The 25,482-nt window shown below is 52.9% G+C and carries 19 protein-coding genes; 8 read left to right on the plus strand and 11 right to left on the minus strand.

Annotated features, from left to right (window positions below):
• Positions 1-145 precede the first annotated feature (145 nt).
• The 4 genes from C4520_12590 to C4520_12605 all read right to left on the minus strand — a co-directional run bounded on the left by C4520_12590 (position 146) and on the right by C4520_12605 (position 7,818).
• On the minus strand, positions 146-2,770 hold the full coding sequence (locus tag C4520_12590; protein ID RJP19577.1) for an AsmA family protein: 2,625 nt from the start codon (positions 2,768-2,770) through the stop codon (positions 146-148).
• Positions 2,771-2,905: 135 nt separating this feature from the next.
• Positions 2,906-5,821: a M20/M25/M40 family metallo-hydrolase gene (locus C4520_12595; protein ID RJP19578.1), complete on the minus strand. Its 2,916-nt coding sequence runs from the start codon at positions 5,819-5,821 to the stop codon at positions 2,906-2,908.
• A gap of 89 nt (positions 5,822-5,910) precedes the next feature.
• Positions 5,911-6,864 (minus strand): M23 family metallopeptidase, encoded by a 954-nt coding sequence (locus C4520_12600; protein RJP19579.1) that lies wholly within the window; start codon positions 6,862-6,864, stop codon positions 5,911-5,913.
• Positions 6,865-7,032: 168 nt separating this feature from the next.
• Positions 7,033-7,818: a class I SAM-dependent methyltransferase gene (locus tag C4520_12605; GenBank protein RJP19580.1), complete on the minus strand. Its 786-nt coding sequence runs from the start codon at positions 7,816-7,818 to the stop codon at positions 7,033-7,035.
• Positions 7,819-8,033: 215 nt separating this feature from the next.
• Between C4520_12605 and C4520_12610 the strand changes: the two genes are divergently transcribed.
• From C4520_12610 to C4520_12645, 8 genes are all read left to right on the plus strand, one after another.
• The gene (locus tag C4520_12610; GenBank protein RJP19595.1) at positions 8,034-9,128 is read left to right on the plus strand and encodes a DUF362 domain-containing protein; all 1,095 of its coding nucleotides are present in this window, start codon (positions 8,034-8,036) and stop codon (positions 9,126-9,128) included.
• A 74-nt stretch (positions 9,129-9,202) separates the two neighbouring features.
• Complete coding sequence (locus C4520_12615) at positions 9,203-9,997, plus strand: hypothetical protein (GenBank protein RJP19581.1); 795 nt, start codon at positions 9,203-9,205, stop codon at positions 9,995-9,997.
• A 47-nt stretch (positions 9,998-10,044) separates the two neighbouring features.
• The gene (cysK, locus tag C4520_12620) at positions 10,045-10,971 is read left to right on the plus strand and encodes a cysteine synthase A (protein ID RJP19582.1); all 927 of its coding nucleotides are present in this window, start codon (positions 10,045-10,047) and stop codon (positions 10,969-10,971) included.
• A gap of 258 nt (positions 10,972-11,229) precedes the next feature.
• Positions 11,230-11,844, plus strand: coding sequence for a TlpA family protein disulfide reductase (locus C4520_12625; GenBank protein ID RJP19583.1), 615 nt, complete (start codon positions 11,230-11,232; stop codon positions 11,842-11,844).
• Between the two features lie 249 nt (positions 11,845-12,093).
• Complete coding sequence (locus C4520_12630; GenBank protein RJP19584.1) at positions 12,094-14,154, plus strand: hypothetical protein; 2,061 nt, start codon at positions 12,094-12,096, stop codon at positions 14,152-14,154.
• A gap of 35 nt (positions 14,155-14,189) precedes the next feature.
• On the plus strand, positions 14,190-14,399 hold the full coding sequence (locus C4520_12635) for a DUF1858 domain-containing protein (GenBank protein RJP19585.1): 210 nt from the start codon (positions 14,190-14,192) through the stop codon (positions 14,397-14,399).
• A 19-nt stretch (positions 14,400-14,418) separates the two neighbouring features.
• Positions 14,419-15,354 carry a hypothetical protein gene (locus tag C4520_12640; GenBank protein RJP19586.1) on the plus strand — a complete coding sequence of 312 codons (936 nt, stop codon included), beginning with the start codon at positions 14,419-14,421 and terminating at the stop codon, positions 15,352-15,354.
• Positions 15,341-15,793 (plus strand): hypothetical protein, encoded by a 453-nt coding sequence (locus C4520_12645; protein RJP19587.1) that lies wholly within the window; start codon positions 15,341-15,343, stop codon positions 15,791-15,793. Before C4520_12640 ends, C4520_12645 begins: the two co-directional genes overlap by 14 nt.
• A 39-nt stretch (positions 15,794-15,832) precedes the next feature.
• On the opposite strand, the gene C4520_12650 is transcribed toward C4520_12645, so the two are convergent.
• From C4520_12650 to C4520_12680, 7 genes are all read right to left on the minus strand, one after another.
• Positions 15,833-16,426 (minus strand): OmpA family protein, encoded by a 594-nt coding sequence (locus C4520_12650; protein ID RJP19588.1) that lies wholly within the window; start codon positions 16,424-16,426, stop codon positions 15,833-15,835.
• Positions 16,427-16,434: 8 nt separating this feature from the next.
• A complete protein-coding gene (locus C4520_12655) occupies positions 16,435-19,215 on the minus strand; it encodes a response regulator (GenBank protein ID RJP19589.1) in 2,781 nt (926 codons plus the stop codon).
• Positions 19,216-19,427: 212 nt separating this feature from the next.
• On the minus strand, positions 19,428-20,072 hold the full coding sequence (locus C4520_12660; GenBank protein ID RJP19590.1) for a septal ring lytic transglycosylase RlpA family protein: 645 nt from the start codon (positions 20,070-20,072) through the stop codon (positions 19,428-19,430).
• A 498-nt stretch (positions 20,073-20,570) separates the two neighbouring features.
• On the minus strand, positions 20,571-21,368 hold the full coding sequence (locus tag C4520_12665; GenBank protein ID RJP19591.1) for an SDR family oxidoreductase: 798 nt from the start codon (positions 21,366-21,368) through the stop codon (positions 20,571-20,573).
• A gap of 187 nt (positions 21,369-21,555) precedes the next feature.
• Entirely contained in the window at positions 21,556-22,785 is a 1,230-nt protein-coding gene (locus tag C4520_12670; GenBank protein RJP19592.1) for a rhomboid family intramembrane serine protease, read from the minus strand.
• Between the two features lie 81 nt (positions 22,786-22,866).
• Positions 22,867-24,030 (minus strand): hypothetical protein, encoded by a 1,164-nt coding sequence (locus C4520_12675; protein ID RJP19593.1) that lies wholly within the window; start codon positions 24,028-24,030, stop codon positions 22,867-22,869.
• The gene (locus C4520_12680) at positions 24,023-25,396 is read right to left on the minus strand and encodes a hypothetical protein (GenBank protein ID RJP19594.1); all 1,374 of its coding nucleotides are present in this window, start codon (positions 25,394-25,396) and stop codon (positions 24,023-24,025) included. The genes C4520_12675 and C4520_12680 overlap by 8 nt, the downstream gene beginning before the upstream one ends.
• Positions 25,397-25,482: the final 86 nt, after the last annotated feature.

Consider the following 25,482-nt stretch of genomic DNA (forward strand, 5'->3'; position numbering starts at 1 on the left):
GATCGCGACTTTGCTCAAGAAATCTGCTGGTGGGATTACTTAAGGCAACTCAAGAACTTATGTGGGAATTCCCCACCCGGTTTGCGGAATCGCTGGGAGGCGGGGCGATGGAGCAGGCAAGTAGGCGTTCCAGCGCAGCAGCGAGTCAATCCTGGTCTTTTCCCAGCAGTTTTTCCGCCGCGGCGAATTTGACGCTGGGATCGGAGAGCGGTCCCCGGACGATGAAATCGGTGGAGAAGACGGTGTCCTTCGCCTTCTGCAGCTGATCGCCGGCAATAGGTATTTTGCCCATGATCGAGCCGATTGATCCGAGCGGTGTGGCTCTGACGGTCATATCCAGTTGGCTCTGTGGGAGATCGACGTCTCCGCTGAACAAAAGGTGCGCAACGCCTGTCTCGAGGCGCAGGTCGTCTGAATGAGCAATCCCATTTGTCAGGGTGAAGGAGCCTTCAATTTTATCATAGGTGATATTCGTGGGGTCCAATGAGCGGCCGCCTGTTCTGATTGCGTCTATGAGCGTATTCGCGATTATCGTTTCCCTTATGCCGGGAATGAGCATGGTGCCGAGGGGGACCTGCATCAAGAGGAAAATATTCTTCAGCATCGCGTATTGCTTGATTTGGCCGTCGGTCGCATTGACGTCTACGGTTCCGTTCACGCTGCTCAGGAAAGTGTCCACGTCACGGGCGGCATTGCCCGATAATGCTCCGTTCAAATGAACGCTGCCCGTTACTGCTGTCTTTTCCGGATTGAACAGAGCGGCGAGCTGCTCCAGCTTCATCTCGCGCCCGGAGACATCTGCTTTCCAGGCGGGGACGCCGCCAGTGGTGTCGACATCAAATCTTCCTTCAATTGTTCCGCCGAACGACGAGAGCATGAGAGGATCAAAACTGTGCCGGCCGGTTGAATACGTCCATGTGGTGGAGATAGGTCCGGTGGTCGCTGTGCCCGCGTATACCGAGTCCGCCTCGACGAGCAATTCCAGCGAGAGGTTGCTGGAGGGAGCAGAGCTGTTGTGATTCGAGGTCTCGTCATCTCTCTTTGAGATGAGCGCAATTATCTCGTTGAGATCCAGCACTGAGGTTCTCAGCGAGCCGGTAAGGTGTCTCTCATCGAGGTCGGCGATCTCCGCGGCGGCATGGTAAGTGGAGTTCCCCAAAGAAAAAGTCGATGCGTTCACTGCTGCTTTGCTTTCGGTGAGGGCAAAGGAAGCATCCAGATCGCGAACCGGTTGAGCCAGAAATTTGGCGGAGAGTTGCGCTTTTTCGACGGATCCCTCGCTTTTAAAGGCGATCTTCTGTGAGGCCGGCTGATTTTCCCTTATTGTTGCCTGCATAGCCAGCTTTCCGTCCTCAAAGGAGATCGCAGGAACCAAGTCCAGTTGCTCAAGGGGAAAGTCGCCGGTTTCGAGCGACGCATCCAGCCATGGCTCGGTCGACGGGTTAAACCTTGCTTCCCCTGTTACATTGCCATTACCGACAGCGAAATTAAAGTCGTTGATCACGAGTTCACCTGGGGGAGTGAAAACGGCGTCGATTTTCAGGCGCGCGGGGGCGCCGGGTTCTTTACGCATCAGGCGCGGGATAGTGAGACCGGCGTTGAGCAAGTCCATGTCGGACTGCAATTCGACCTGCTTCATGGTGGCCGTAATGTTGAGCGCGGCTTCGATGGTCCCTTCGGGTTCGAATGAGGAAGCTGGGCGCATCTTTGTTGCCGCCATAAATTCCTTTACCGCCCAGAATGCTTTGCCCGAGAAATGCGCCTCTCTTTCTTTCGACCAGATTCTGGAGCACAAGCCTGCGAGGGATACAGAGCTCTTTCCTATCGAAGCATTTAGACTGGATATTTGCAATAAACCCTCCGAAGGCCGTAGTGTTCCCGTCAGAGTACCCGTGGTCTGCGCCCCGTTCGTCAGCTCAGGATTGCATGAAAAGGCGGCACTCAGCAGAACGTTTCTGCTTTTGCCGGACGCCTCGAGGTGAAATTCCGCAACCGGCTGAATGGTGTCTGCATCGCGAGGTTTCAGCCGCGCAAGGGGGCCCTCACTCATCAGAACGCCCTCCGCGTTAAGAGCAAGGACAGGATCGGGCGTGGCAAGTTCGCTGATGGTTCCTGTCGCATGCGCGGAGAGAAACGGTAATTGTATCTTTGCCGATGCGATGAGCATCTGGCGGCCGGCGATATCGTATGTTGCATTTATATCTTCGATCAAAAGCTCAGCCGCGGGCGAACTGATTCTGATTGAGCCGTTGCGGATGCGTATAGGGCTGATTTTGATTTGTTCGGTCGTTTCTATTCGTTGGCCGGAGCCTTTCATTTTCTTGAAGGCTTTTTGCGTATTCCATTGTCCTTCCGGCTCGCGGACCAGGTGGAGTTCCGGCGAAGTGACGACGATATCCTCGAGCATCACATTGCGCTGAAGGAGCTGAAAGATGCTGACATCGAGGTAGACTCTCTTCATCGAGATCAACTCGGTTCCGGAGTCGCGGTCTTTTATCCTGACTCCTTTTGCGACGAGTTCGACATCGGGATAAAAGCCGACGGAGATGTCTTCGACGGTGACATCCTGATTCAGTCGATTTGAAAGTTCCTGTATCACCGCGGCCTTCACGCGCTCGCGCGGAAAGAATAACCAAAGGGATAGCGCGGCGACCAGGAAGAGGGAAATCAAACCGATGCCGACTCGCAGCGCCGGCTTCGCGAATCTCCTAATATTTTTTATATTCAACGGGTAGTCCTTTTTAAGCGGGTGAAAAGTGACCTGCGGCAAATCAACTGCTGTGTAAAGAGAGGAACGTGTTTAAGAGATATGCTCTTCCTATCAACCTAAATATACTGTACTTTTACGGGAATTTCAACATACCGGCAGAGGCTGTACTGACGCAGGCAAGAGACGCGGGTCCCTTCAGCGCTTCCGCAGGATGACAATCTGATCGATGCTTTCTTCAGTAAACCAGAAGAGCAGGCCTTTATTCCGGTAAAAAATAAGACTTCTGTTACCGCTCGTGTGCAACTCCCGGTGCTCGCGGTCGAGTGAGAGGAAATCATTCACGACTTGTTCGCGTACGGGCCAGCCGTACACTTCAAATACGTCGGTGCGCGAAGACGCCATTGAGATCCGTGAATCGATCTCTCCCCTAAAGCCGTGATTAAGCCGGATCTCCATGAGGTGGTTTTCCAGATAGAAGTCGAGGCCGAAGGAGGGCCGATAATTCAGCCAGTGCTCCGTTTCCTCCACCGGGTTTCCGAGCTTGGACGTAATAAAGTCCTTCGTACAGCGGGGATCGCCGACGAAGATGCCGTTGAAGTTTCTTCCTGATTGCAGAGCGTGAGGAGAATAATCCACGACAACCGCTTGCCGCGAGCCGGCGGGAGGAACGGCGGGGGGAGCAACAGGTGCAACTGTGGGGGGAACAAAGGGGCGAGCGACTTGGATGTCTTGTGGAGATGCGGGAGCTGCCTGGTTCATCAGCATCTGAACAACGAGATCCACGACATTTTCCAATGCTTCGAAGCTCATTTTTTCAACGATGTCGTCTTCAGTGTGCTTAAACCTGTTATCTGTGGTAAGAGATATTGTCGGGATTCTCCGCTGTACGAAAGGAAAAGCGACAGAAGACGGTTTTTGCGTATGCGGCTCGATGGTCAGATGCAGTTTTTTTGCGGCCTTTTCTGCGCTGATAAAAAGTGGATGGCTTTCGTCGGACGCCTGAATGCGTACCATTTTGCCCGAACCTGCTCCGACCATATCGAGATAGAGCACGCCGCGGACGCGGTCAAGGGGGATCGGCGAATTTTGGCAGAAGTAATCCGCCCCTTTGCTTCCGGCTTCTTCTCCGCTCCAGGCGGCAAAGAGGACGGAGAAATCCAGAGCATGTGCTTTCCTTTGGAGGGCCTGTGCTATCCCGATGAGCGCAGCAACACCTGACGCATTGTCATTGGCGCCCGGAAAATATCCACTTCCTTCACGCTTTCCCTGGCCGTCATAATGAGCGCACACGATGTAGTAGTCAGATGGTTCAACGTCTTCTTCACCTCGCAGGATTCCTACAACGTTTGAAGAGGTCGCCTTCGGATTCCGATTCACGGCCACGCTCATTGCTGCGGAAACGCCGGTTTCGAATGTATAAGGCCCTCGTTTCCGCATGATTCGTTTCTTGGCGCCGTCAACGTTCATGAAAGACGCGGACAATATTTCGTTCCCGATCTCGCGGGCTATATGAAAGGCGGGAATGCTCGCACTGAGCGGGTTTACAAACTTTTGCTGTAATTCGCCCGTTGGCTCGAGTGAATCAATCAAGAGAAAACCCGCGGCCCCATGTGCAGCGGCCTCCTGTATTTTGGCGCCGATCGGAAATTCCGATCCATCTGGCGCACCCTCGAGGACCAAGACGATTTTCCCGGTCACATCGACCGCATATTCATCATAATCCGGTCTTGAAATGCCATATCCGATGAAAATGATCGGCGCGCGGACAAGGCTGCCTTGATCGCCGGCCAAAGGGCGATAGTCCTCGTAGGCAACATAATTTTTTCCGTTTGCGAGGGAGAAGGAACTGCCACCGAACTCAGCAAACGGCAATTCAAAGGGCTGGAGGAAAGAGTTATCGGCCTGGAGCGGTTTCAGGCCATAATCATGGAAGAATTCAGTAATAAATTCTGCCGCGCCGTCACATCCGCGGCCTCCGGCCTTGCGTCCTTCGAATTCAGGTGAGGCAAGTTCCGCAATTATATCTTCCAATAGAGCGGGACGCCCGCTTTCCGTCAAACCCCGTCCATATCCATCGAGTTTATAGAAGCGCTGATATTCTTTCTGCAGCAGTTCTATATCTTTAGAGAGGACGGCGGCAAAGACATTTTGAATGTTTGCATTCGCGGAAGCATCGCAATTTCTGTCCCAGAACTCCACCAGCTTTTCGACTCCGTAAGCCTCTTCAATAAAGAAATAGATGCCCGCCGCCTTGCGCAATCTGGTGTCCCATAATTCGCCGGTGAGCTTGTCTCGGTCGATATCAGCAATCTGATTCCATGGAGTCGTATCTCTTTCAGCAGCCGTCCGGTAAAATCTCCAGACGCCGTTTTCCCTGCGGGAGGAGCGCTCATGATGATAGATGCACATGAACTCGCCCGACCACCAGTTCTGCGTTCTTCCCTTATTGAACAGGTGGGTGGCTTCATGCATGTACAGCGAGAGGAAACCGTCGAGCTGATTTCTTTCAGTCATATAGATTGACATGGTATCGAAGTCGCAGCGTGCCCCGGCGTCATCGGGCGTGAGGTAGACTTTGATGGGATAAGGTATCTCCCGTCGCGTGCGCTCACTGAGGAACCGAAACACGTTGTCCTGGAGTGCAGCCAATTTCAGGATTTGTTCGCGGTCGGCCGAATCCTTGAAGTGGAGTTGGAAAAATCTTGTGGAGACTTGATTCCATTGCTCTCCCTCCTCGGACACGACCTGCACATCTGCAACGGACCCCTCTTCTGTTTTCCACAGGTTCAGCCAAACGGGATTTGTGCCGGGTTTCTTCCACGCGGGGAGTTCTTCCATTACTTCTATTTTTTCAATCAACGCGAGCGACAGCCATTTTTGACCGTCGCTTTTCTGAATCAGGATGCGGTCGTCCCTTTCTTCGAGGATTTCGACATTTCCGATTGTTCTTCCGTTTTTGAGGATAATATTTCCGATCCGCGTTTGGGCGACAGCAGGGAAGGGGGCATGTGTCAGCGTTCCGGCAAAAAGGCAGAAAATGAGGATCTTTCGCAGTTGCCTGTAATAAAGGTCCATCCTTTCCCTCCAGGAGGACATGGTGCGGGAGTTCATTCTCTCAGTTTCCAAGAGAAAAATCAACTGAAAAACGGGGAAAACGGATGATGACACCGCGGCTTGTGAAATAAAGAGGAGAGATGTACTTACTCGATGACGTACTTATACGGATTCACGAGTTTGTCCGCGAGACGGATCTCGTAATGCAGGTGGGGCCCGGTGCTTCGGCCGCTGCTGCCGAGGAGAGCAATGGTGTCGCCGCGCTTGACGTAGTCGCCTTTCTTGACAACGACCTTGTCATTGTGGCCGTAGATTGTGCGATAACCATAGCCGTGCTGAATTTCGATTGCCCTGCCCAGCCCTTCGCGCCAACCGGCGAAAGTGACCACTCCTTCGGCAGGCGCGATGACGGGGGTTTTTCTGGGCGCTACGATATCAAGTCCGTCGTGGAAGCTTCGCTTACCGTTGATGGGATCCCTTCGATATCCGAATGAGGACGATATCCACGCATCGGGATGAGAAACCGGGTTGATTGAGGGCACATTGGAAAGGCGGTCTTGCTCTTTCTCGAACGCTTCCAGAATTTCAGCAAAACTATCTTTTGTATCCACGAAAGCCTGATGAAGCCTATCCGTCGGTATTTGTTTCAAGTCGGCTAGAAAGCGCATCGCCTCGTCTTGAGGCTCATAAAGATTCATCTCTTCTGTTTCAGGTCCTCCCTGTCCGCCTGCGGCGGCTTCGGCCAACTGCGGATGGCGCGGTTTCAGTCCTGCGATTGTCCGCAGTTTCTCTTCCAGGAGGATGATAGTGGCATACTCGCTTTTCAGGGATGACAATTCTGATCCCTGTTGAACAAGTTCATTCTTTAATTCGATCACCTGTTTTCGATTGCCTTTTTTCCAGGCATGCATTGAGGCGGCGCAAAAGATGGAACCCGCCAGCAAGAAAAGGCAGAGGCCGATGAGGCCCGTTTTAACGGCGGACTCGGTGAACGTGATATTGTAGCCTTCATCGGAGGTGTTTGGAATTATCAGAATGTTCCACTTTTTTTGCATTTCCTCTCCCGAGGTCGTTAAGGAATCAATAAGTGTTATCGACATTGGCTTGAAAGTGCACGTATTATGCCATTGGGCCGGAAAATCTGTTTTTATATCGTAAATATACTTATTGCAAGTACTTATCTGGATCAGCCGAGAAAGAGCGCAAGTGCGAAAATTGAACCGACAAAATTCAAAATTGTAACATCGGGGGGCATGTAAGGACGAAGGCTATTTTTGACAGACGGCAAAAAAATCCAGGCAGCCCTCGAAAGAATCGGCTTGAAAGGCAAAATTTTTATAGGTGATCGTGCTGCACAGGCGCGGGTCGTGCTGTTCGAGGCGGGTCCTCATGAGGCGGCTGGCGGCGTCGAAAAGAGGCGCTTTCAGTTTATGGGGGAGGTGTTTGGCAAGGCCGAACACATCCAGTCGCATGAAGTTAGCGGCCCACTTGCGGTTGTTTTCCCAATAGCGCGCAAAGAGCTCATCCCCGAAAACGCCGTACATCTCGACTTGCGGGAAGTGAGAAAGAAGGAGGTCTTTCAGCTCGTGGGCGCCGAATTCATGGAGGTGGTAGGGGTTTTGCGTGATGCTTTCCTCTTTGTTGACGGTGGCGAACAGCGCGAGGCCGTCATTTACGAGAACCCTTTGCACTTCCGCCACGAGTTTCTGCGGCGTGTCGAGGTGTTCAATCATCTGAAAGCAGATGACCGCGTCGAAAGATGCTTCTCGGAAATCGATGGGCGGTACTTTCATGAATCGAAAATCTATGCCGCGATCGCCATACCGGAGGCGGGCGGAATAGAGCGCCTCCTCGGAATAGTCGACGGCGACGACACAGGCTGCTTTCTCTGCCAGCAGATATGATCCAATTCCTTCGCCACAGCCCAGCTCGAGCACGCGGAACCCTTTAATATAGTGAAGGGCTCGATGGTATGCCGCGAGTTGCCGTTCTCGAATCGGCCGTTCTGCGGGATTATCGGCTGATGTTCGCTCGGCGGAGAATTTGGAGGGCACCTTTTTTCGGCTCCGGCTGTTTCGATGTCATTAATAGTAAACGGAGAAGCACGGCTTCTTTTTCAGTATAGTATGGAGTCCTTTGAAATATCAATCATGCCGGTAAGCTTGAGGATTTTTTGTCGAGCAAAGTAAAATTATGATAAAATACGTCGGTCTTTACAACCGTTGATGTCAACAAGGGGAATCCAGTGAGTATCGTATATTTCAGCGACATGCGCACGACCCGGAACCTCAGTTTACCGGAGAAGCTTGAGCGGCTTTGTTCCGAGCTCAGTGTGTTCAAGAATATCAAAAAAGGGGAACTTGTTGCCATCACTCTCCATTTCGGTGAGCGCGGCAATACGGGTTTCATACGCCCTTTGTATATCAGGCGGATCGTGAACCTTGTTCGGGAAGCCGGTGGGAAGCCTTTTTTGACGGATGCGAATACCTTGTATCGGGGATTGCGCTCCAATGCCGTCGATCATATCAATCTGGCGATGGAGCACGGCTTCAATTACGCGAGCGTCAATGCCCCTATCGTCATCGCCGACGGGCTTCGCGGGAAGGATTACGTGGAGGTTGAGATCAACGGGAAGTATTTCAAGAAGGTGAAAGTCGGATCGGCTGCCTATCATGCCGACTCGTTGATATCGGCGGCCCATGTGAAAGGGCACGTTCTTTTCGGCTTTGGCGGAGCGATGAAGAATATCGGGATGGGACTTGGCGCCAGGAGCGGCAAGCAGATGATGCATGCCGATCTGAAGCCCGAGATCATTGCGAAGAAATGCCAGGGATGCGGTCTGTGCGTGAAATGGTGTCCGACCGACTCGCTGTCGCTCGAGCGGCGGCCGGAGCGGGACAAGGCGTTATCGGTTCTGAACGCCGCGTCCTGCATCGGTTGCGGCGAATGCGTGGTCACCTGTCAGCACGAAGCCATCAAAATCAGTTGGAGCGGGGGCCCGCAATCGGTGCAGGAGAAGACGGTTGAATTTGCCTGGGCTATTGCGAAAGACAAGAAGGACAAGATCGGCGCGATCAATTTTTTAATGGATATCTCTCCCGATTGCGACTGTCTCGGACGCTCGGATGCTTCGATAGTTCCGGATATCGGCATCGTGGCGTCGGATGATATCGTGGCCGCCGACCGGGCCTCGATCGATTTGATAAATCGCCAACCGTCGCTTTGCAACACGATAATCCCGGAGGACAAACTTGGGGTGGCCGATAAATTCGGCTTGATACACGGAGTGGAATGGCATCATCAATTCACCTATGCCGAGCAAATCGGGCTTGGCGAGACGACGTACGAGACGCGCAGCGTGTAGTTTTGGAACAGTCCGAGCTTGAAGCGTTAGACCTGTTATGAAGATGGAGCGATCATAACATAAGGAGGCAACTCATGAGAAGTACGATGTTTCTGGTGCTGGTATTCCTCTTTTCTTCAGCCGCGAGCGCCGACATTATCATTTTCAAGAGCGGGTCGGCGAAAATCGGCATCATTGAAGAGGAAACGGCGACGCATATCACGATTCGGGAAAAGGACAAAGTGGCTACGATCTCGAAGGCGAACATCGAGCGAGTGGAATATTCGGACGCGGAGGAAAACGAAAAGCTGCGCATGAAGTGGAAAGAGGAGAAAGAACGGCTCGAGGAGCAGAGGAAGAAAGCGCGAGAGGCGGAAGAGAAATTTGAAGCCGACCAAAAAGCCAAGGGTCTCCTGAATGTGGATGGCAAGTGGATCTCGGTGGGCGAGGCTGAAGCGAGACGCCAGGAGCAAATTCGTCAGGAGGTCCAGCAGCAGAATCAATCTGCCGCGGGCACAGAGCCCGAGACGTCCGAGGAATTCGAGATTCCGGAATACGTTGAAGATCTGCCTGAAGACAAGAAGGAACTGGTGCTGGAGGAGCTGAAGCGCCAGCAAGAGATTGAAGTGCTCAACGTTCAGGTTGTCCAACTTGGTGGGGATCAGGTGCAGGTGAAGGGAACGGTCATCAACAAGAGTGATACGGTTGCCAAAGCCGTCGAGCTGGAGATTGAAAGTTTTGATGAACAGGGCGAAGTGCTCGAACTGGAGAGCGCCAGAGTTTCGTTTTTAAGGCCTGGTGAATCCGGTTCATTCACTGCGCCGCTGAAAACGAGCGCCGAATTAGTGAAGAATGCAAGCGTGCGGATACTGTCGGTCCGGTGGGAATAGGGGAGGTCAGGCCGGAGGTGGTTCTTACATGAAGGAAGGAAGGGGAAATGGGACGAATCTTTGATGATATCACTGAGACCGTCGGAAACACCCCCTTGGTGCGGATCAACCGATTGTCACGAGGTATCGATGCGACCATTGCGGCGAAGCTGGAATCATTCAATCCATTAAGTAGCGTGAAAGATCGAATCGGCGTCGCAATGATCGATGCGGCAGAATCGCAGGGGTTGATCGATAAGGATACTGTCATTGTGGAACCGACGAGCGGCAACACGGGCATAGCTTTGGCTTTTGTTGCCGCCGCCCGCGGCTACCGGCTGATATTGACAATGCCCGAGACGATGAGCGTGGAGCGACGCACCTTGCTGAAGCTGCTGGGTGCGGAACTCGTGTTGACGCCCGGTCCCGCCGGCATGCGGGGGGCGGTCGCCGAGGCGGAGCGGATTGTCGCCAAAAACAAGAAGTCATTCATGCCTCAGCAATTCAATAATCCGGCGAATCCGGAAATACATCGCAAGACCACGGCGGAAGAAATATGGTCGGACACGGACGGCAAAATCGATATTTTTGTAGCCGGTGTCGGTACAGGCGGAACAATAACCGGAGTGGGTGAAATTCTCAAGAAGCGGAAGGCAAGTATCCGCCGAATTGCGGTTGAACCCGCCGAGTCACCCGTACTATCCGGCGGAAAACCAGGCCCGCACAAAATCCAGGGAATCGGTGCCGGGTTCATTCCGAATGTTTTCAATCGTAATGCGGTTGATGAGGTGATCCAGGTGAAGACAGAGGACGCCATTCGCACTGCTCGTCGTCTGGCGTCTGAGGAAGGTATTCTATGCGGAATCTCTTCGGGCGCCGCCTGTCATGCCGCTCTTGAAGTCGGCCGGCGGCCGGAGAATTCGGGCAAGCTCATCGTGGTGATCCTGCCGGACACGGGGGAACGATATCTTTCAACCGATCTTGTCGAGCGATAGAGGAGATTTGGAACAAGGCGACTCGTGTCGCTGACCAGCTCAGCTTTTTTGATCCTTACGGGCGGCCTCGAGAATCGTCAGAACGATGTACGTGGCGCCGCCGACAACGACAGCGACCGTGAGGATGAGGATCAATTTCAGCAAGAAAACGTTCATAAGTTGAATTTCTGCAGGTTGATCAACGGCTTTTGGTGCAGTCTATCATAAGGGTGTGGATCGGTTCAAGTATACTTGAAATCTTTAAGCGATGACGCTAAAATGAAGAAACATCCCCGCCCGGGGCACGGCGGACGCGGGAATTGGCTTTTCGGCGAAACCAAAGGGAGGATGAGCTTGAGGTGTTGGAAATTCCGCGGACAATCCATAATTTTATTTGTGGTTGCTCTCGTTATAGTTTTTTCGCATGCGCAGGGTCTGGCGCAGAACACATTCAAGATTCCAGGGGACGCGACCGCCAGGACGCTTGACGGGAAACAAGCAAGTATCTCCGATTATAAAGGCAAGCTCATATTTCTCAGCCTGTGGAAAATCGATTGTCCGCCGTGTCTCATGGAAATCCCGATCCTGAACAGGCTGCAGAAGGAATATTCTTCCGATGACTTCACCGTTATTGGGGTGTCGCTGGACCGGGGCAAGGAAGAGATGGTGAGCCACATTGTCAAGCGTGCGGACATCACGTATCCTGTCTGGCTTGCGTATGATCAGCCGATCCTCAAATATCTCGATGCTCCGTTTACTCCTTTCCTTTTTGTCCTTGGGCCGGATGGTGAAGTGCTTGGATACTATCCGGGGAAGATACCGACGTATAATGATGCGGTTACCGTCATGAACGAGGCGCGGAAATTGGTCGATGGGGAGCAGAAGCGGAAATAGGCGTAAGTGTTTTCATAAAAGAGGCTTGACAATTCTTTTACCGCTGTGATAGGATGATGCCGCACATAGGGTCCTACCTCTTCCATCCGCCGGGGAACATGGGTACGGCGAGGCTTTTCTGGGCGAGTCCGCCGAAAGAAATGGGACAGCCTGAGCGGAGTTTTAAGCGGGTTCTTTTCGCATCTCGGTTTAGGTGAGCGGGATGGAACTGTGACGGGTGACCTGAAACAAAAAGGGGAAGGAAAAGAAATGGATAATCATGCAGGCTTTGGTTTTTGCAGGCGTACTTTGATCTTTATGTGCTTGCTGCTGTTCTTGTTCACTTCTGTTCCTGCGGCGCTGGCGCAAAGTTCCTCGGCCGGCGAGCCACTGTTCAAGGAAAAATGCGGTATCTGCCATTCGCTGGATCGCGCTTTGAATCGGTTTGATCCGACTGAGAGTTGGGAGAAAGTAGTTTCGAGGCAAAGGGCAAAAGCTCCGTTCTGGGTCTCGGCCGAAGAGGGTCGCGCGATTACCGGCTATCTTGATACGAGAGGGAAAATAGTTTCCTCCGGCCGGCCCGACCTGTTGCCGGAACAGATGCAGACCCGTCAAAGCGTAATTGTTGTGGAACCGGCCTCTCGCATGAACCCGAATGTCTCGGAGGCGCGTTTCAATACGGCCAAGGCTGCATATGCCGCCAACGAGCTTTTCCTCAGCGGTGTCCCCTTCTTTGAAAAGATAACACAATTAGGTCTTCCAACCGATAAGGATCTTGTCACCATTACTTCAGAGGATTCCTTCTGGTATTCGCGGTACGGAATGAGCGCATTGCAGTTCGAATCGGGAATGGGGCTGCATTTGCTTCAGTCCCGGCGTACCATCCTTCAATCAGAAGAAGAAGGTATCTCGCCGAAGGAATTCTATGACGGTTTCCTTGCTCGAGTCCAGGAGAGGACGGGGCTGACTTCTCCACCTGCCGGGGTATATCCGGTGTTCGCTGAGTTCGCTTCGGGCGATCCCGAATTGACGCAACTGCCGAATTTCCAGGATTACAGCACGTTGCGCTGGAATCCGCAGAAATTCGACAAGACGATCTCGCTGGGCGCACTCGGGCAGGCGCTCTACAATCAGACTTTGTGGGCGGAATATTTCTTTGGGTCGAAGCACGGGGAGAACCTGCTTGGCAACGATGCGACCGAGGGATATCTTGGAGCGCTTTTGGTTGCGGAGGCCGTCAACAAGATGCATTTTCTGATTTCGGAAGCCGCTTTTGACGGCAAGAAGCTCGGACAGGTGAACCCGTTCTCCTATGAAGCGAAACTGCTGTATTATCCTCGTCAGATAGCCGTGGATCTTTCCTATCCGGACGACGCTCCTCCGATTCCTGAGTCGTATGCGGTACTTGATCCCACGAGCACGTTGTTTGATCAGGCCTCGCTGCTGCTGGGGGCGAGCGAGTTTTATTATTTCTCGGACCCGAAGGTGGAGGATAACTGGGACGCGGTTTTCGGTTCGCCGGCCGAGGGAGCTCTTTTCCCGCCGGAGCCCCACAACAGCGCGAAGGGACTGTCGGGCGTGGTGCTGAAGAACATCGTTGCGATGCACTATAATCCAGTGCGCCAAACGTTCGTGTCCACTTGGGCAAATGGCGAGCGAGGCAAGACGATTGCCGCCGCTGATGCGGGTCTGGTTCTGGTTGCATTGAAAAACACCTACACCGCGTTCCATGATGATGAAGAGATACGGCAGGGTGCGCGGAAAATGCTGGAACGCCAGGCGGAGTTCCTGTTCGATTATCTGCAGCTCCCGGACGGTGGCTTCGCCAATGAGTACAATCTGGAAACGAGCGCTCATTCGGAGGATCCGCGAAAGCTTGTTACTCAGGCGCTGGCGATCCGAGGGTTATTGGCCGCGTATGCGGTGACTGAAGATCAGAAATACCAGGAGTCGGCGATGAGCGCGCTGAACTTCATGAATGAGAAACTGTGGTCGCCGGATGCCAAAATATATCGCTCGGAAGAAGAAGCCGCTCTCTCGCACTTGTCGCCGATGGATATGGGTGCAACCTTGGGCGCTCTGCGTGAGGTCGTCTTGGCAAGAAAAGACGAGGATGTCCTCAGGAAATTCATGATCGTCTTTATCAGCGTGTTGCAGCAAAACGGTATGCAGTTGGCGGAACTGACGCCGACCGGCGAGAAATTCGGCAGCGTCGCCGATGTGATGACGCCTGATTCGGACAGTAACGGTGTGCGGAAACCCCAGTTTGCCGGAGGGAGATTCGGAGTTGCTCCCGTTCTCGCCGGTCAAATAGCCGTACCGAGCCCGTGAAGATAGAATAAAAGGTGGAGAGGGGGAGAGAATACATGATATCCGCTCCACAGATCACGAAGAACATGAAAATAGAAGAGGTTGTGAAACGATATCCGAAAACGATATCCGTTTTTGAGCGGTTCGGTTTAAGATGTACCAGTTGCAGCGTGTCTGCGTTTGAATACATTGAAGAAGGCGCGCGCTCGCACGGCATCGATGTTGATATCTTGCTCGATGAGTTGAACCGCGTCGCGCACGAGTAACTGCTGTCTCTCAAGCGCGATGAGCGAAAACATGAATCCTGGACGAGGAGGACATTTGCAGCGCAAGTGTTCCTCCTCGAGTTCTTTTTACAGATCGGAACGGCCGGGCGGTGTCATTACTCTTCTTACCGATTTTGGACTGGCGGACGCTTATGTTGGGGTCATGAAAGGGGTGATCGCGGGCATAAATCGGGAGGCGTCGGTGATTGATCTGTGCCACGAAGTGGCGCCTCAGAATGTGCATCAAGCCGCTTTTCTGCTCGCCTCTTCATACGTTTATTTTCCGGGGGGCGCCATTCATCTGGCGGTCGTCGATCCTACCGTGGGCGGCAAACGCCGCGCTATCTGCGTTGCGGCCGGTGATTTCTTCTTTGTTGGTCCCGATAACGGGATACTCTCGATTGCGTGTTCTCGCGCGGGAATTAAAGAAATCCGGTCCCTCGACAACGAGGCGTATTTCCTGAAGGACAGGAGCAAGACGTTTCATGGGAGGGACATTTTTGCGCCGGTTGCGGCGCATCTTTCGCGCGGGGTTCCATTGGCGGAGCTGGGGCGGAAGCTGCGTTCAATGAAACATGTTACGCTGCCCGAGCCGGCGATTGAGCCGCGACGCGGAATCAGGGGGCGAATCGTATATCGGGACAGGTTCGGCAATCTGATATCAAATATAGATCGCGGATCAGTGGCGGCGGCATTCGCCGGTATTGACGAGGGACGGCTGGTCATTAGAGTGGGAGAGGCTTGCATCAAAGGATTAGGTGAGAGCTATTCGGCAGTGGCGCCCGGGCTGGCGGTGGCGTTTTTCGGCAGCTATAATTTCCTGGAAGTTGGAATTCGAGACGGCAACGCTGCGGAGATATTGAAGGCGGGTGAAGGAGCCGAGGTCAGAGTAGAAGCCACCGGCGATTCGCGAGAAGAACGAATCGGGAAGAGAGGTTCACATGGACGTTCTTGAAGGCGACCAGGTCGCCCGTCAGCTCAAAAACCTGATCAGTGAGAAAATCCAGGTTCATTCGGAAAGTGTCGACCTGACAGTGAAGTCTCTTTATCGGGTCGCGACCACCGGCAGCATTGATTTTGGCGGGACAGAATATGTGCCGGGTGAGAGGGTGGCGCTGATGCCGAAGAAGCTGCGCCCGGAGGACAAGTACGGCTGGTGGTTGCTGGCGGCCGGTGATTTTCTTGTGGAGTACGGCGAAGAATTGGTGCTGCCTCCGCATCACCTCGCAATTATTCAGCCGCACGAGCGCCTGATCGAATGCGGGGTCACCCACAACACTCTATTGGTCACGGATCCCGGGCAGAAGCTCTCCACCCTCATCCAGGTCTGTCAGGCCGATGTCAGGATCAAGGAAAACGCGCGGATATCGAAGCTCATCATCCTGCGTCACTAATTGAAATTCGGGAAGGTTTCGGGCAAAGGCGAAGGGTGCTCAGTCGGCAATATATCCGGCCGAAGCATGCTTCGGCCGGATGTGAAGTTCCACCCTGCGGTTTTGCCGCCTGCCTTCTGCAGTATTATTGCGTGTCAACGGGCGTGACTCCCCATATCCAACGACCTGGATAGAGTATGGATCAAGTCCGTGACTTACCAGGAAATCAGCAACAAGACGCGACCTTCTTTCGGACAGCCATTGGTTGTAGCCTTCCTCGCCCTCGCTGTCGGTATGTCCTTCGACAACCACGAGATAGTCGGGGAATGCTTTGAGGACCTCCACCACGTCTACAAGCATTCGCTCAGCGCCAACCCGAAGCGAATATTCATCGACATCAAACAGGGCCACATTCGAAAATCTGACCACAAGAGAATCATTCCCGGTCCGTTCAGCTTGTGCGACGGCGTTCAACTCGGCATCCAATCGGTAAATCGGATCGGCGGCAGCATCAATTGTTTTCGGTTTTCGGACAAGAAGACTCGCGCATGCGGAAAAAAGGAAACCCGCTAAAACCAAGCTGAGAAAAAGTGGAGTCAATCTGCCCATTGCTGCCTCCTGCCGTAAAGCTGCCAGATTCGAATCGGGCGCCATAGGTGCAGCTACGCATCAAGGACTTTGCGAACTTTCAAGAGCAGTTCCTCCAGGTGAAACGGTTTTTGGAGCAAGCCCTTGACGCCGTCGCGCATGATCTCGCGGGTCTCCCCATTTCGGCCATACCCGGTAGAAAGGAGGGCTTTGACGCCGGGGTTGATCTCTTTCAGTCTCTGAAACGTCTCGCGTCCTCCCATTTTCGGCATGACCATATCGATGATCACGAGGCCGATGCTTCCATCATGCTCTCTGAACATCTCCACGGCTTCGACGCCGTCCTGTGCCAGAAGGACTTTATATCCGTAGGATTCGAGAACATCTTTTGCGAGCGAGCGTACGACTTCCTCGTCGTCGACAACGAGGATCAGTTCTTTTCCGCCACGGACCTCCTGAGGAGCGCTCGCGGTGGATGTCAATTCTTTTCCGCTAGCGGGCAAGTGTATCTCGAAGCACGACCCCTTGCCGAGCTTGCTGCGCACGCGGACATGTCCGCCATGATTTTTGATCACCCCATAGACCATAGAGAGGCCGAGCCCGGTTCCTTTCCCTTTTTCCTTCGTGGTAAAGAAGGGTTCAAAGATTCTCTCGATGGTTGCCGCGTCCATTCCGCATCCGCTATCTGACACGGATAAAACGACCGAGGGGATCGACTTTTTCGCGGGACGTTTGGCCGTATGTTCCGGCGCCATCAGGTCTCGTTTTGTCTTGATAGCGAGTGTTCCACCGCCGGGCATTGCATCACGGGCGTTCACGCACAAATTCACCAGAACTTGTTGTATTTGCCCGACGTCAGCTTCGACGGTGGGGATCTCTTCATCGAGATGGATCTTGATCTGGATGAGTTTATCGAAGGTTCTGCCAATGATCTCCAGCGTCTCGTTCACGATGTCATTGATCGATACGACTTTCGGTTCGTATTTACCGCCTCGAGCGAAGGCCAGCAGTTGTGCAGTAAGCTCCGCCGCACGGCTCGCACTTTTCTCGATGGTGTCGGCATAGGGATACACTTCATGCGCCGAGCCGATCCTGCTTTTCAGCAATGAAGCATATCCGAGAATTCCGCCAAGGAGATTGTTGAAATCGTGCGCTATCCCACCCGCCAGGGTGCCGATACTCTCCATTTTTTGCGCCTGCAAGAATTGCTGCTGAAGCTGTTTTTTTTCGGTGATGTCGCGCGTCACGCCCATCAATCCCGCGAGAGCCCCTTGCGAATTATGGAGAAAACTGATTTTTGTTTCAGCCCAAATCGAAGAGCCATCCTTCCGATAGAGCTCCGCATCGACAGTCCGAATCCGTGTTTTCTTTTGATCAAGCACGTCGGATTCGGCCTCGTTGGGCAGCATCTCTTTGATTGCTTTAAGGGGGCACAGCGGCAGGATTTTCTCTACTATCTGTCCGATTACCTCTTGTGGGTCAAGGCCCAGGACGGGTTTGACGGACGGACTGATGTAGGTGAACCGAAAATCGAGATCGGCTATCCAAATGATATCCAGTACGTTTTCCGCCAGTAATCGGTAATTGCTCTCGCTTTCCTCACGCGCCTTCTCGGCCTGGTTACGCTGCTCGATTTCATGGATGAGTTTCAGGTTCGAAATTCGCAGTTCCTCAGCAGAGCGGGCGATGACTTCGAGTTCGGCCTTTCGCTTCTGATTTCTGTAGAAGATTAACCCTGCAACGGCGCCAATCAGCATCAGCAGTGAAGCCACGAGAAAATTATTTCTGGTATTTTTCCTCACTGGAGCGGCTATTTGCTCGTAATCGGTGGTCATGGCGAGAGACCACGGCTGGTCGTGAAGCCTGATGGGAAGGAAAGCGACGGCTTTTCTCACCTTTTCCGGTTTGCCACCGGCGCCGACAGCATAGTAGGTTCCGAAACCTTCTTCTCCGTTAATCATCTTCTGAACGAGATCCTGAAAGTCTTTACCATCAGATTTTTCGAAGTTGCCGGATTCGATGTCAATGATGTTCTTGCCGATATGGTCTGTATTCGAATGGGAGATCACAATGCCTTGAGTATCTATGATCCAGGTGGAATCGGCTGCTCCGGTTTGGACGCGGCAGGCGGATTCATTCAGGCAGGCCAAGGGGATCGAAATGCAAAGTATGCCCAGGAAATTTTTCTCATCAAAAACAGGGTGATAGAGATAGAAGCCGGGTTCTCCGGCAGAGAGTTCAAGGACCTGACTCACATGAGGTTCCCGCTTGTCCAGCACGTATTGGACCTCCGGCATCTGTGACCAATCTTTTCCGATATCGCTCTTCAGATAGGGCACCCGATGCAACACCTTTCCTGTCTTATCAAGCCGATAAATCGAGTCGACTCTGCCTCCCACGTGATCCAGTAAAGCCTCGCTGGCAACATAGTCGTAATAGGCTAGTGGTTTTCCTGACTTGAACTCACCGCTGAAAGGTTTGCGGGCAAGAAGACTCAGATAGTCCTGCATATCGCGAACGAATTGTTCGATACACTGCGCCTTTTCTCCGGCGATGCCGAACATGTATTGGTTTACTCTTGCTACAGTCTCTCTCTCGAATTTGTAAACGTTTCTCTGTGTCCATAACAGAACACCCGCTGCAAAGAGTATGCATGCTGAGGCGAGAAACGCCTTTTTCAGGAAACTTAACCAAGCAGGGCGCACCTTCATCCTGTGTAATTCAAGCCGCTTCCACACCTTTTCCAGGGTTCTGTAACCGCCGCACAATGAAGCCTTTCCCCGGCTAACGAAGGTGCCGAGGAGGCTGTCATTCAATGTGAGCTTGGACAGTGTTTTGGGAAACAGGAATTTCATCGTGAAAGTGTTCTTGGCCGTACAGCATCCGAGCAGTATTCTCCCCCCTGAGAGAAGAGCATTTATTATGCCGAGAGGCCCTTTGCGTCTGTCGAATGTAATAAACTTTTACGTGTCAAAGGGTTATCTTTAGAAGCGGTGAGCAGGGCATGCAGGCAAAAGGGGCGAATATCGTTTGCAAATGAGTACGATTTATGCCGTCTTTTTGAGAATCAATGTGGGTTAGCGGGAAGCGTGAAGCGAGGGGGGAATTCGTCACCTGAGCGTTGAATCTCGAGGCGGACCTGTTCAAGGCCGGTGTCGACCATATCGAGGACTTGTGCCGCTCGATACGAGAGGTCGATTTCGCGGCCGTCGATAAAGGGTCCCCGGTCGTTGATGCGGATGACAGTTTGGCGGCCATTGCGCACGTTGGTTACGCGAATACTGGTGCCGAACGGCAGTGTTCGATGCGCCGCAGTGTAGGCAAACATGTCATATCTCTCCCCGTTTGCAGTCGTTCGTCCATGGAAGCGGGGGCCGTACCAGGAGGCGATGCCGTAGATTATCTTGAATGGCCGTGGTTCAGCAAGGGGCTCTTCACCCAAAAGATAGCGGAAAGGCGCGATCCTTTTCACAATTTGTGGATCTCTTCTGATTGTTTGATCGGTCACATGATCTGTTCGGTTGGCAGCGGCGCCAATCGCTCTTTCCGGTTGCTGCGTTTCCGGTTCGAGCCGGTGAGAATGGTCCATCAATGGGAAACTTTCGGAATCAGCCGTTTGCCGGCGAAACTGCGCAGCTTCAGCAACTGTGGTAGATGGTTGAGTGAGTCCCGCCAGTCTGAATGTGACAAACCAGACGGCAGACAGGACCATCACGATGTAAAGAAGCAATCCTCTCACTGTTCAATTTTGGCAGATAGATCGGTTTTCAGATAGCGCGACCATCAAAATAATATTATCAGGATTATGAAAAAATGCTATTAGCGGAGGACTTTTCTCAAGGCATTTCCACTCTTGAGAGATGAAGATCTTATTCTGGAGGAGTCCGGAGTTGCTTCAGTTTTCAGAGAGAGGAGAGACTGAGGGACAGCGGCGGGAGAAAGGACAGGCGACCTCTTCAGGCCGCCTATCCTTTTATTCTTCAGGTTTGGAACTGCTTTTACTGGCGAGGAGGTTGGAGCGTGCCGCAGTGAATACAGCGCTCGGTGTTGTAATCTTTGTCCTTCACCATTCCAAACCGGCCGCACTGAGTGCACCCGCGGGCAAAGCTCTTTATTTCGATTTTTAGGCCCGCAATGCTATAGCTTTCGACTTTTTCTTCTTCGGCCATTGGTACCACCTTTCTTTGTTCCGGAGAATGAAGCACATGCCTTAGAGGCTGATCCCGGAATCGACTTCGAGGACTTGTCCGTTAACTCCATCGGCCTGCGGGATCGCGAGCGAGAAAATAGCGCCGGCGGCCTCTTCGGGGGTAAGAATCCGGCCCCCGCGCATGACCATAAACTGCTCACCCATGGAGCGCATCTGCTCGGGAATACCGATATTGGCGCCAAGGATCTGGTCGCCCTTGGTAGATTGTGTGAGACGCGTTTCGACGAATCCATAAGCGACGGCATTGCAATTGACTTTAATGCGAAGCCATTCTTTGGCCATTACCCGCATGAGACCGACAACGCCGCTTTTTGCGGCTCCGTAATTGCTCTGCCCGGAATTGCCACGAGTTCCCGCCTCAGAGGAGACGAAGATGACGCGGCGATACTTACCGTCCTGGCTCAATTCTTTCAAGTGAGGATAGGCCAATTTACACAGCATCCATGGAGCTTCCATGTGGATCCGCTCCATCAGGCGGAAATCTTCAAGTTCCATCTTCTGTATGACTTTGTCGTTGCAGAAGCCGGCGCAAGGCACGAGAATATCCAGCCCCTTGAAGTTATCCAGCGCGGCTTTGATCAGAGCTTCATTGGTTGATTGTTCCATCACGTTTCCGGCAACGGCTACCGCTTTGCCACCGGCCTTCTTAATGGAATCCACAACTTCACCGGCCGGTCCCTTATCTAAATCGGATACGACTACACTTGCTCCCTGTTCGCCAAACATTTTCGCAGCCGCTGCGCCGATTCCACGACCGGCGCCCGTTACTACGGCCACTTTTCCATCGAGCAGACCCATGGTAACAGCCTCCTTTTTACTTGATACCCAGCGAACTTCGCTCATAGATTTGATATGTTTGGGACAGCCCATCGCGGGAAAATCGGGGCGCGCGCCGGGCCGGCTCCTGTCGAAGCAGATTTTATTCTATCATATTTTCGTGTAATTGCAACCTTTTTTTGAGGTTGCCCGCGGGGGGAGGAACCTGCTATCCGAAAACGGCCTTTCCCTGCGCTCTCAGCTTCCGGAGCCGGTATTCGGCGTCCAGGCTGCGGGGCGAATGGGGGAACAGTTCTTTGAGGAGGCTGAAAGCGGCGTGAGCGCGCCCATAGTCGTTGAGTGGACCGGCAAAAATGTCGCCCATCTCGTACAGAAGCAAATCGAGTCCGCGAGGTTCGGCGCTCGGCCTGAACGCGTCGGCCATGATTCCGAGGGCGTGGCCATATTTCTTCAGCCGGGCAAATCTGCGTCCGATGACGAGGCGGCGCGAGTTATCGGGCCGGTTTTCACCCGTTGCGGCGAGGGCGAGATAAGAAGAAACCGCTTTGGCGTCGTCTTTTTTCCGGATCGCCGCCTCAAACGCCCGCTCAAACCATTTTCTTCCTTCATCCGCCCTTTTCCTCCGCATCTCTGTTTTGCCAAATTCGATTAATACGAGGGGGTCGCGGGGGTCGACTTTCAGCGCCTCCTTCAGCTTCTTTGCAGCCTCTTCAAACTTATTCTGACCGAGAAAATCAGAGTATTCATCGAGGGCGGCGACAACCTTTTGCCGCCGTATACTGGAGGTAACGGATGCTGAATAACTAAGGAGCAATGGCACAATTGCCCCGAATCCGAATCCGCCGATGTGCGCCCAGAAGGCAATCGCCGAATCGCCGGAGAACGGAGGCGACCACATGGCGTTGATGAGTTGCAGTATGAACCACCATCCCAAGAAAAGAATCGTTGGAAACGTTATCTTTGTCCCATATCTCAGAATGAACGAGAAGTAAAGGCAATCCACTTTATCACCCGGAAATGAAGCCGCATACGCGCCTAATAATCCGGCAATGGCGCCCGATGCGCCTACGCACGGTATATCGGCGGCATACGAAGGCGTGAAACCCGCGTATAGCAATCCGCCGGCGATTCCGCTGCTGAAATACAGGAGCGCGCACGGCAGGGTTTTAAAGCGCTGCTCAACGGCGCGTCCAAACAACCAGAGGAAGTACATGTTTCCCAGAACGTGAAGCCACCCGCTATGAATGAACATGCACGTGAACAGGCTAAGCGAATCAAACCGTTCGGGAATGAAGCCGTAGTCGTAGTAGATAAGTTCCCGGACCGGGTCGGGATAGAACAGCAGCACCCCGAAAACGGCGGCGTTGGCGATAATGATGAGGTAGGTAAAGAGGGGAAATCTCTCTATCTCCGTTTCGATTTTATACGGCAAAATCATTGCTCACGCCTTTTTTCTTTACGGTTTGCTGCATTGCATTCTCTCCGTCGAGGTACGCAGCGAGCGCCGGGCCGGAGGATGTCATTCAAAATGAATGATCTCCACTTTCTCTTTTCTTTCTACCTCTACCTCGTTTTGCCTCTCGTCGTTTCTCGTCCCGCGTTGAACGGATTCAATTCGTCTTAATTCGAGCCTGGCTTCTTCTGCCGTTCGGGAACCAGGAATTGCATCGACTATGAGCCAAAGCCAGTATTCGGCATCTCCATGCCGATTGAGCGAGATAAGGAGGTGTCCCATTTTCAAGAACGTTTCATATTCCACCGTCTCGAAGTCGAAATTAGTGCGGGTATAACTTGCGATGCGGGTTTCATAATTGTAGGGACCTTCGGGGCGCGCCATGACATTAAGGAATCGGGAGAAGGTTTCTGGCACGAACCGCACATCCTTCACGAGGCGTTTGTAGATTGCCAGTGCCTGGTCGGGTTGGCTGTCTTCAAGAAGCTGTGCCAGATGGAATTCGGCGATGACGGGAAAGGTTTTGTCGTCTCCGGAGAGATTAACAAGCTTTTCGTAGATGGCAACGGCCGACTGCTGTTGCTCCGCCTTAGAAAGGAGACGCGCGCAGGCAAGCGCTATTGCATGTTCTTCCCAACGGCCAGAATGTCTCACCTTCATTGATTCTAAAATGAGGCGGGCGCGCTCATATTCCTGTGTTGCTTCAAGAGAACGGCCATGTGCCTTAAGAGAGTCCGCGTACTCTTCAATGCGGTACGCTTTCTGGAGAAAGAGGATTGTTTCCAGCCGGAACCGCTCTTCAGCTTCCGCCGTGTTTGCAGGAAGGCCTCCGCCCAAAAGTCCTTTTCGTTGAATTTTTCCGCAGGTTAGCAGAATGTTTGCAAGAACGACAGCCAGCACTACCGCCAGCGTAAGCGGATGGATAAGCAGTTTTTTAATCCGGCCGCCGAACCGCGAGCCGGCAAGGACCTCATCCCGAAAAGTCATGCATTTGGCGCACATGATTTTGTTCCGCCGAATTACATAGCAGCGGGCGCACAAGTCGGCGCCGCAGGACTCGCAGACCGCGGTTGCAATCCGGGCCGGATGATTGACGCATCTATAGTCGGCGGTTGTCTGGATATTGTGCAGGAGGTCGGTAACGGCGTTGGTGATCCGATCGTGCGGAGGGGCTGCTGCTTCCGCGTTCAGCTTGTTCTTTGGCCTCTTTTTTTCCTGTTTTTCACTCAACAGATATTCCTACGAGCCGTATGGGAGCCACATCCGGATAGCTGCCCGGGGTATGGACCCCTTGTTCGGAGGTGACGATTATGGCATTTTCCGTCACTCGCATATCCGTGCAATATCCATCTATATTTTTTTCCCATATCTTTTCGCCGGACATCGCATCGAACGCTCTCAGATGTGAAATCGTTCTTGACAATTCGCCGGTTTCGGCGTTTGGGTTATATATCTGAATTCGCTCAGCATGACGGAGCGTGTAGAGAAAGGCTTGGCTGAAGTGAAAGACGCCGCTGATTTTTGGAATCGACCAGCGCACGTCTCCGGTTTCCAGGTCGATCGCGTACAGGATGCCCTCGTAGGCGATTTCCGGTTTCTTCAGGCCGTTCTTGAGCAAATCCTCCGATCCTTGCCATCGTTTGGTAGGTATGACCTGAGTGGGCTCGATTTCTTTTCTAACAAGACCTCCGACGAAAGCCATCGGGGCGGAAACAACGATTTTAGAGGCTTTCTCTCCTATTTTCGTTCTCCATTTCAATTCACCCGTTGTCAGAGAGAGGCAATTCACGAGGCCGTCGCTTAACGCCATCAGGAGAAGGCCCTCGTAGGGTTCGACTGCAACGGCGCGATTGTTCTTGAGCGGATACTGCCACTTGATTTCGCCTGCAGGAGAGACCAGATAAAGGAATTGGTAGGTGGCAAAAAGGATTCCTTCGCTTGACGATCGGGGCGGCCAGGAAAAATAGCCCTCCGCCTCGACTTTCCATTTTGGTTTTCCCGTGGCCGACTCCAGCGCCCAAAGCTGGCTTATGAAGGGTTTCTGCTCACATGGAATATCGCCGCCGCAATCCCGCCCCTCCTTTGAGACGGAGTCAGCCTCTTCATCGGACGAATATGCGACGAAATACACCTGGGTCTCATCTGTCAGGAGATCGCTCACCAGGAGGTTTTCGAAATTGGTCGTCCAGATTTGAGCGCCGGACGCGAGCGCTACCGCGCTCACGGCGGAGGTTAACGGCTTTTTGGCTTCACTTTCGTAGAAGAACCGGAAGTCGCTGGTTGACAATTGTTTTTCGATGAACGACTCCGCCTCGGTTAACTTTTCAAACCAGTACTTGGATCGGCTCGCGACGATGATGTTCTCACCCGACGAAATTGGCGGCGCCGAAAAAACAGGCTCAGGAGGAACGTAACACCATTTGGGGACTTGAAAGTCCAGGGAGCACATCATAAGCTGCTCTTCTCCGTAAACGACGCAGTTGTTTTCATCGAGGATAAGAACACGGAGAGATTCCTTCTCCTGATATTCCTGCGGCAGCGTTGTTCGCCGGTGCGCTTGTGGTTCCGGCAGTTTTACTTTCCGGTTCTTCTCCAAATTAGTTGGTGATCTTTAGTAAAAATGAATGGACATCTTCGAACTCTTCTGCTAGAAAGGAGTTGTGAAAGCAACCTTTCGGCAAA

Source organism: Candidatus Abyssobacteria bacterium SURF_5, assembly GCA_003598085.1.
GTDB lineage: Bacteria > Abyssobacteria > SURF-5 > SURF-5 > SURF-5 > SURF-5.

Excerpts from the sequence above, each read along its gene's own strand:
- C4520_12595 (RJP19578.1), bottom strand. The coding sequence starts at position 5,821 with ATGAACTCCCGCACCATGTCCTCCTGGAGGGAAAGGATGGACCTTTAT.
- C4520_12600 (RJP19579.1), bottom strand. The coding sequence starts at position 6,864 with ATGTCGATAACACTTATTGATTCCTTAACGACCTCGGGAGAGGAAATG.
- C4520_12610 (RJP19595.1), top strand. The coding sequence starts at position 8,034 with ATGCGCACGACCCGGAACCTCAGTTTACCGGAGAAGCTTGAGCGGCTT.
- C4520_12615 (RJP19581.1), top strand. The coding sequence starts at position 9,203 with ATGAGAAGTACGATGTTTCTGGTGCTGGTATTCCTCTTTTCTTCAGCC.
- cysK (RJP19582.1), top strand. The coding sequence starts at position 10,045 with ATGGGACGAATCTTTGATGATATCACTGAGACCGTCGGAAACACCCCC.
- C4520_12625 (RJP19583.1), top strand. The coding sequence starts at position 11,230 with ATGAAGAAACATCCCCGCCCGGGGCACGGCGGACGCGGGAATTGGCTT.
- C4520_12630 (RJP19584.1), top strand. The coding sequence starts at position 12,094 with ATGGATAATCATGCAGGCTTTGGTTTTTGCAGGCGTACTTTGATCTTT.
- C4520_12635 (RJP19585.1), top strand. The coding sequence starts at position 14,190 with ATGATATCCGCTCCACAGATCACGAAGAACATGAAAATAGAAGAGGTT.
- C4520_12640 (RJP19586.1), top strand. The coding sequence starts at position 14,419 with ATGAGCGAAAACATGAATCCTGGACGAGGAGGACATTTGCAGCGCAAG.
- C4520_12645 (RJP19587.1), top strand. The coding sequence starts at position 15,341 with ATGGACGTTCTTGAAGGCGACCAGGTCGCCCGTCAGCTCAAAAACCTG.
- C4520_12650 (RJP19588.1), bottom strand. The coding sequence starts at position 16,426 with ATGGCGCCCGATTCGAATCTGGCAGCTTTACGGCAGGAGGCAGCAATG.
- C4520_12655 (RJP19589.1), bottom strand. The coding sequence starts at position 19,215 with ATGAAATTCCTGTTTCCCAAAACACTGTCCAAGCTCACATTGAATGAC.
- C4520_12660 (RJP19590.1), bottom strand. The coding sequence starts at position 20,072 with ATGGTCCTGTCTGCCGTCTGGTTTGTCACATTCAGACTGGCGGGACTC.
- C4520_12665 (RJP19591.1), bottom strand. The coding sequence starts at position 21,368 with ATGGGTCTGCTCGATGGAAAAGTGGCCGTAGTAACGGGCGCCGGTCGT.
- C4520_12670 (RJP19592.1), bottom strand. The coding sequence starts at position 22,785 with ATGATTTTGCCGTATAAAATCGAAACGGAGATAGAGAGATTTCCCCTC.